This is a genomic window from Methylorubrum podarium, assembly GCF_022179745.1.
GTDB lineage: Bacteria > Pseudomonadota > Alphaproteobacteria > Rhizobiales > Beijerinckiaceae > Methylobacterium > Methylobacterium podarium.
Genome location: NZ_BPRD01000438.1, coordinates 1 through 7,168, shown reverse-complemented (window position 1 = coordinate 7,168; position 7,168 = coordinate 1). Strand labels below are relative to the sequence as shown.

6 protein-coding genes are annotated in these 7,168 nt (G+C 70.9%); 3 read left to right on the top strand and 3 right to left on the bottom strand.

Translation table 11 applies throughout. The features are described from left to right. The first annotated feature begins 341 nt into the window (after window positions 1-341). On the top strand, window positions 342-1,757 hold the full coding sequence (gene glmU, locus MFF42_RS20150) for a bifunctional UDP-N-acetylglucosamine diphosphorylase/glucosamine-1-phosphate N-acetyltransferase GlmU (protein WP_238257334.1): 1,416 nt from the start codon (window positions 342-344) through the stop codon (window positions 1,755-1,757). A 210-nt stretch (window positions 1,758-1,967) separates the two neighbouring features. Continuing rightward, a complete protein-coding gene (glmS, locus tag MFF42_RS20145) occupies window positions 1,968-3,794 on the top strand; it encodes a glutamine--fructose-6-phosphate transaminase (isomerizing) (protein WP_238257333.1) in 1,827 nt (608 codons plus the stop codon). 72 nt (window positions 3,795-3,866) lie between these two features. Here the strand turns inward: glmS and MFF42_RS20140 are convergent, their stop codons facing one another. Beyond that, a complete protein-coding gene (locus tag MFF42_RS20140) occupies window positions 3,867-4,301 on the bottom strand; it encodes a GlcG/HbpS family heme-binding protein (protein WP_238257332.1) in 435 nt (144 codons plus the stop codon). Between the two features lie 211 nt (window positions 4,302-4,512). On the opposite strand from MFF42_RS20140, the gene MFF42_RS20135 reads away from it, so the two are divergent. Next, window positions 4,513-5,316, top strand: a complete 804-nt coding sequence (locus tag MFF42_RS20135) for a DUF502 domain-containing protein (protein ID WP_238257331.1) — start codon at window positions 4,513-4,515, stop codon at window positions 5,314-5,316. 25 nt (window positions 5,317-5,341) lie between these two features. On the opposite strand, the gene MFF42_RS20130 is transcribed toward MFF42_RS20135, so the two are convergent. Next, a complete protein-coding gene (locus MFF42_RS20130) occupies window positions 5,342-5,668 on the bottom strand; it encodes a hypothetical protein (RefSeq protein WP_238257330.1) in 327 nt (108 codons plus the stop codon). Between the two features lie 285 nt (window positions 5,669-5,953). Continuing rightward, on the bottom strand, window positions 5,954-7,168 hold a 1,215-nt coding region (locus tag MFF42_RS20125), incomplete at its 5' end, for an ATP-dependent DNA helicase RecG (RefSeq protein WP_238257329.1).

Below are 7,168 nucleotides of genomic sequence, written 5' to 3'. Positions count from 1 at the left end.
CGCGACGATGCCGGCCTGGCGCGTGCTGGCTTTCGGCGTCCGGGTAAGCGTGGAGGATCTGCTCCAGATCCGCTGCCTGCCGTGGTGAGGGCCCGTCACGTCGGGAGCGCGCTCCACCCCGCCCCGCTTCCCGCGACCGGGCCCTTGCCGCCCGCGTGCCGCACGACACCTCCATCCTTCCCATCTGGCACCCTTCGCGCCCGCGATCCGATCGGTTAAACGGACCGTCGATTGAGTGTCTCCCACGTGGCTCCCCTGCGCCGTCTCGGCCGGAGGGGAGGGCGTCCGGTGACCGGGCGTTTTGTGGCGCACTCTCAAAAGACGGCAGGAAGCGGATCTCGATGACGGCAGGCGCGAACCAAGGGGCGCAGGCACAGCGGGCGCAGGCACAAGGGGCGGAGAGCGGCTTCACCGCGATCGTGCTGGCGGCCGGCAAGGGCGTGCGGATGCGCTCCGACCGGCCCAAGGTGCTTCACGCCGTGGCCAACCGCTCCATGCTCGGCCACGTGCTCGCCGCCGTGCAGGAGGCGGGGGCCTCCCGCCTCGCCGTGGTGGTCGAGCCGGGCCGCGAGGACGTCGTCCGCGAGATCGAGCGGCTGGCGCCTGGTGCCAGCGTCCATTCGCAGGCCGAGCGGCTCGGCACGGCGCACGCGGTGCTCGCCGCCCGCGCGGCCCTGGAGGGGGGGCGGGACGTGCTCGTGGCGTTCGGCGACACGCCGCTGGTCACGGCCGAGACCTTTGCCCGGCTGCGCGCGCCCCTGCGCGAGGGGGCGGCGGTGGCGGTGCTGGCCTTCGAGGCCGCCGACCCGACCGGCTACGGCCGCGTGCTGACCGAGGGCGGCCGCGTCCTGGCGATCCGCGAGGAGAAGGACGCCTCGCAGGACGAGCGGAGCGTGAACCTGTCGAATGCCGGGCTGATGGCGCTTTCCGGCGCCCACGCCCTCGGCCTCCTGGAGCGGATCGGCAACGACAACGCCAACCGCGAATACTACCTCACCGACGCGGTGGCTCTGGCCGTCGCCGACGGGCTCCCGGTCGCGGTCGTGCCCGTGGCGGAGGCGGAGGCGCAGGGCGTCAACGACCGGGTGCAACTCGCCGTCGCCGAGGCCACGATCCAGGCGCGCCTGCGCCGGGCGGCCCAGCTCGGCGGGGCGACGCTAGTCGCGCCCGAGACGGTCTTCCTCAGTGCCGACACGGTGCTCGGCCGCGACGTCGTCGTCGAGCCGCACTGCGTGTTCGGCCCCGGCGTCGTCGTCGGCGACGGCTGCACCATCCGCGCCTTCTCGCACCTGCACGACGCGCGGCTGTTGGACGGGGTCGATATCGGTCCGCACGTGCGCCTGCGCGGCGGTGCGGTGCTGGAGGCGGGCGTCCATCTCGGCAATTTCGTCGAGATCAAGAACGCGACCCTGCATGCGGGCGCCAAGGCCTCGCACCTGACCTATCTCGGCGACGCCGAGGTCGGGGCGGGGGCCAATATCGGCGCGGGCACCATCACCTGCAATTACGACGGCGTGTCGAAGCACCGGACCACCATCGGGGAGGGGGCCTTCATCGGCTCCAACTCGGCGCTGGTGGCGCCGGTCAGCGTCGGCGCGGGCGCATTGGTCGGGGCCGGCTCGGTCATCACCCGCGACGTGCCGGCGGACGCCATCGCCGTCGCGCGGGGGCGTCAGGCCAACCGCGAGGGGGCGGCCAAGACCCTGCGCGAGACGCTGAAGGCGGCCAAGGCCGCCCGCGCGGCGAAGAAGGGCTGAGGAAAAGGCCCAGGGAAAGGCCGAGGGAGCGGCACGGCCGCGGGCGCTGGCCTTATCGCGCCGCGATCCGTACAAGCCCTTCCATCCGCGCCGCGCCTCCGGTCGGGCTCTTGCGTCGCAGTCTTGCATCGCAGGAAGCCGAGCCTGGGCGAGCATCCCGCCCGCGGGATGGCACGGCGCATGTCTCATCGGGCGGCTTCAGGATCGGCCATGTGCGGAATCGTCGGCATCATCGGGCGTGAGTCGGTCGCGGACGCGCTGGTCGAGGCGCTGCGGCGGCTCGAATACCGCGGCTACGATTCCGCCGGCGTCGCCACGCTGGAGCGGGGCCGGCTCGATCGCCGCCGGGCGGAGGGCAAGCTCTCGAACCTCCAGCGCAAGCTGGTCGAGGCGCCGCTCCCGGGCGTCATCGGCATCGGCCACACCCGCTGGGCGACGCACGGGCGCCCGAACGAGACCAATGCCCACCCGCACGCCACCGAGCGGCTGGCCGTGGTCCACAACGGCATCATCGAGAATTTTCGCGAGCTGAAGGCCGAGCTCGTCGCGGCGGGCGCGCGCTTCGAGAGCGAGACCGACACCGAGGTCGTGGCCCAGCTCGTCAGCCACCTGATGGAGCAGGGGCTCGGCCCCGTGGCCGCCGTCGAGGCGGCCCTGCCGCGCCTGCACGGCGCCTTCGCCCTGGCCTTCCTGTTCGCGGGCGAGGACGGCTTCCTGATCGGCGCCCGGCACGGCGCTCCGCTCGCCATCGGTTTCGGGCAGGGCGAGACCTATCTCGGCTCGGACGCCCTGGCGCTCGCGCCGTTCACCGACGAGATCACCTATCTCGAAGAGGGCGACTGGGCGATCCTGACCCGCGACGGCGCCGAGATCCGCGACCTCGCCGGTGCCACGGTGCGCCGACCGCGCCAAAAAATCGCGACGCAGGCCTTCCTCGTCGACAAGGGCAACCACCGCCACTTCATGGCGAAGGAGATCCACGAGCAGCCGGAGGTCGTCGGCCGCACGCTCGCCCACTACATCGACATGGCGCGCGGCCAGGTCGTCCTGCAGGAGACCCTGCCCTTCGACTTCGCCCGGCTCTCGCGCCTCTCGATCACCGCCTGCGGCACCGCCTACTATGCCGGCCTCGTCGCCAAGTACTGGTTCGAGACCCTGGCGCGGCTGCCGGTCGAGATCGACGTCGCCTCCGAGACCCGCTACCGCGAGCCGCCGCTGGAGCGGGACGGGCTGACGCTGGTGATCTCGCAATCGGGCGAGACCGCCGACACCCTCGCCTCGCTGCGCTACGCCAAGGCGCAAGGCCAGCACACGCTGGCGGTGGTCAACGTGCCGACCTCGACCATCGCCCGCGAGTCCTCGGCGGTGATGCCGACCTTCGCCGGCCCCGAGATCGGGGTCGCCTCGACGAAGGCCTTCTCCTGCCAGCTCACGGTGCTGCTCTGCCTCGCCCTCGCCGCCGGCCGCGCCCGCGGCACGCTCGATGCGGAGCGCGAGCGTGCCGTCGTCGACGCGCTCATCACGGCGCCGGGCCTGATGGCCGAGGCGGTCAAGATGGAGGCGGAGGTCGAGGGGCTCGCCCGCGAGATCGCCAAGGCCCGCGACGTGCTCTATCTCGGCCGCGGCACGAGCTACCCGATGGCGCTCGAAGGCGCGCTGAAGCTCAAGGAAATCAGCTACATCCACGCCGAGGGCTACGCGGCGGGCGAACTCAAGCACGGTCCGATCGCCCTGATCGACGAGAGCGTGCCGGTGATCGTGATCGCCCCCCACGACGCGATCTTCGAGAAGACCGTCTCGAACATGCAGGAGGTCGCCGCCCGCGGCGGCAAGATCATCCTCGTCGGCGACGCGAAGGGGGCGGCCGCGGCCGGGCTCGACACCCTGGCGACGCTGACCATGCCGGACGTGGACCCGGTGATCGCGCCGATCGTCTACGCGGTGCCGATCCAGCTCATCGCCTACCACACCGCCGTCTTCATGGGGAAAGACGTCGATCAGCCGCGCAATCTGGCGAAGTCCGTCACGGTGGAGTGAACCGGCGGCTGTCGCGCGGCGCATCGATCCGGCCTGCGGATCGATGCGCCTGTCGATGCGCCTGCGACGGAATCAGGTGCGCCAGGGGTGGTCGGGCAGCTCGGTGTCGCCGATCGCGCTGGCGCCGGCGAGGGCCACCGCGTCGTCGTTCTCCACCGACGAGCCGCTGACGCCGATGGCGCCCGACATCTCGCCGTCCGCGTCGACGATCGGGATGCCGCCGGGGAAGGTGATCAGGCCCTGATTCGAGTGCTCGATGCCGTAGAGCGAGCCGCCGGGCTGCGACAGCGAACCGATCTGCCCGGTCTTCATGCCGAAGAAGACGGCGGTCTTGGCCTTCTTCTGGGCGATGTCGATGGAGCCGACCCAGGCCCCGTCCATGCGGTGGAAGGCCTTCAGGTTTCCGCCCGAATCGACGACCGCGATGCACATCTGCGTGCCGAGTTCGATGGCCTTCGCGCGCGCGGCCTGGATCGCCTTTTCCGCCTGCTCGATGGTGACGTGCATCGCGTCTTCTCCCTTGACCTTGGCCGCTGTGGCCAGGATCGAGGTATGTGTCGGTGGCCCTCGATCAAGTTGCCTCGCGCGCCACTCAATCGGCCTCCCGGCGCCGGCCGCTCTTGAGCCGTCCGCGCGCAGCCGCTAGGTCTCTGCCCGGAGAGTTGGAGGCCGGGATGGAGCCGTCCGCCCGCTCGTTCCGCCTCCCCGAGGTGCATGCGTGGCGCCGACCCTCTCGCCGATTCCGGACGCTCCGGAACCCGCCTCGTCCAAGACGCGCGTCAGCGCCCGGGGACGGCTGCGGACCTACTTCCTCACCGGCGTGATCGTCGCGGGGCCCCTCGCGATCACGATCTACATCACGTGGTGGTTCATCGCCCTGATCGACGGCTGGGTGAAGCCGCTGGTGCCGGCGAGCTACCTGCCGGACCATTACCTGCCGTTCTCGATTCCCGGCCTCGGCCTCCTCATCGCCTTCGTCGCGGTGACCCTGCTCGGCTTCCTCACCGCCAACCTCGTCGGGCGCTCGGTGGTGGAGTTCGGCGAGGTGCTGCTGGCGCGCACGCCCGTGATCTCGGGGCTCTATCGCGGCCTGCGCCAGATCTTCGAGACGCTGTTCTCGGCCAACGGCACCTCCTTCCGCACCGTCGGGCTGGTGGAGTTCCCGGTGAAGGGGACGTGGTCGGTGGTGTTCCTCTCCGCCCCCGCCGCGAACGAGGTGCAGGGCGCGCTCCAGGCGAAGGAGGGCGGCGGGCACGACTATGTCGGCGTGTTCCTGCCCTGCGCGCCGAACCCGACCACCGGCTTCTTCTTCTACCTGCCGCGGGCCGAGATCGTGGAGGTCAACATCAGCGTCGACGACGCGGCCAAGCTCGTGATGTCGGCGGGCGTGATCCAGCCGGAGGATCCGCGGGCCGGCTTCCACGCCATGGCCGCCTCCCTGCGTCAGGCGCAGGCGGCGGAGAACGAGGCGGCTCCGGAAACGGAAAAGGCGCGCCGGGAACCGGCGCGCCCTGATCTCTGAATCAGCTTTCGACGCTTCGCTCGCCTCAGTGGTGCAGCGAGGCCTTCTCGACCGGCAGCGTCGGCGGGGTCGCGTCGGCGACCTGATGCCCGGTCACGGGGCGGGAGACCGGCGAGGACCAGTCCGTCGCGATCTGAGCGGTCAGGAGCAGGGCGAGGCCCGCGCACAGCGCGTTGGCCGCGATCCAGAACCGGCGCGAAGACTGCCGCACGGCGCTCACGAGGGCGTCCGTCGTGGTCTCGTCGCGCGTCTCGCGATCCGTGATGGGCATGAGCCAGGGTTCGACGGAGAGCGCGTCGGCTCCCCAATTCTCGGAGGAACCCGGCAGGCGTTGGAACGGTGCGATCGACATCGCGATCCTCCTTTTTTCCAGTGGCACCCCGGTCTACGAGGCCGTTTGTTCATCTCCAGTTAAGCGGCAATTGGGGCAGATACAAGGTATTTTCGATATTTCTGCCCGCTTGCGCCATCGGGCAAAGCCTGAGCATTACGCAATAAATCATTGATTTTGCTGCAAAAACGCCGCGGACACGCGCAGCGTTGCCGCAATCGGTCGCGCTTTTTCCATCACCTCCGCTTCCTGAACGGGGCGTTCAGATTCGTGCGAATCTGAACGAGTCCGAACGGATGCGCGGGCTCACCCCGCCCCGATCAGCCGGATCGCCGCCTCGCGCTCGAACAGGTAGAGCAGCACCCGCAGAGCCTGTCCGCGCTCGCTCCGGAGGCGCGGGTCGCGCTCCACGATCAACCGGGCGTCGTCGCGGGCGGCCTCCAGGAGGTCGCCGTCGCTCTCCAGCCGCGCGAGCCGGAAGGCGGCCATGCCGGATTGCCGCGTGCCGAGCACCTCGCCCTCGCCGCGCAGGCGCAGATCCTCCTCGGCGATGCGAAACCCGTCCTCGCTCGAGCGCATCATCTCCAGCCGCGCCTTGGCCACCTGCCCGAGGGGGCCGCGATAGAGCAGCAGGCAGGAGGAGGCCTTCGAACCGCGCCCGACCCGGCCGCGGAGCTGGTGGAGCTGGGCGAGCCCGAAGCGCTCGGCGTGCTCGATCACCATGATCGTGGCCTCCGGCACGTCGACGCCGACCTCCACCACCGTGGTCGAGACGAGGACACGGGTGCGGCCGGCGGCGAAGGCCTCCATCGCCGCATCCTTCTCCGGCCCCGGCATCTTGCCGTGGATCAGGCCGACCGCGTCGCCGAAATGCTTCTTGAGATCCTCGAACCGCTCGGCGGCGGCGGCGAGATCGACATATTCCGATTCCGCCACCAGCGGGCAGATCCAGTAGACCCGGTCGCTCCCGGCCAGCGCCCGGTGCAGCCCGTCCACCACCTCGTCGATGCGCTCCACCGGTATGGTGATGGTCTTGATCGGCTGGCGCCCGGCGGGCTTCTCGTCGAGCACCGAGACGTCCATGTCGCCGAAGAAGGTGAGCGCGAGCGTGCGCGGGATCGGGGTGGCGGTCATCACCAGGATGTCCACCGCCTCGCCCTTGGCGCCGAGGGCAAGGCGCTGGTGCACGCCGAAGCGGTGCTGCTCGTCCACCACCGCGAGGCCGAGATCGCGGAACGCCACCGCCTCCTGGAACAGGGCGTGGGTGCCGACCACGATGTCGATCTCGCCCGCGGCGAGATCGGCCAGCGTCGCCCGGCGCTCGGCGGCCCGGTCGCGGCCGGTGAGCAGGCGCAGGCGCAGGGCGCCGGCGAGCGGCACCAGCCGCTCGTAGTGCTGGCGCGCCAGGATCTCGGTCGGGGCCATCAGCGCGGCCTGCCGCCCGGCCTCCACGGCGTGCGCCATGGCGAGCAGGGCCACCGCCGTCTTGCCGGATCCGACATCGCCCTGGAGCAGGCGCAG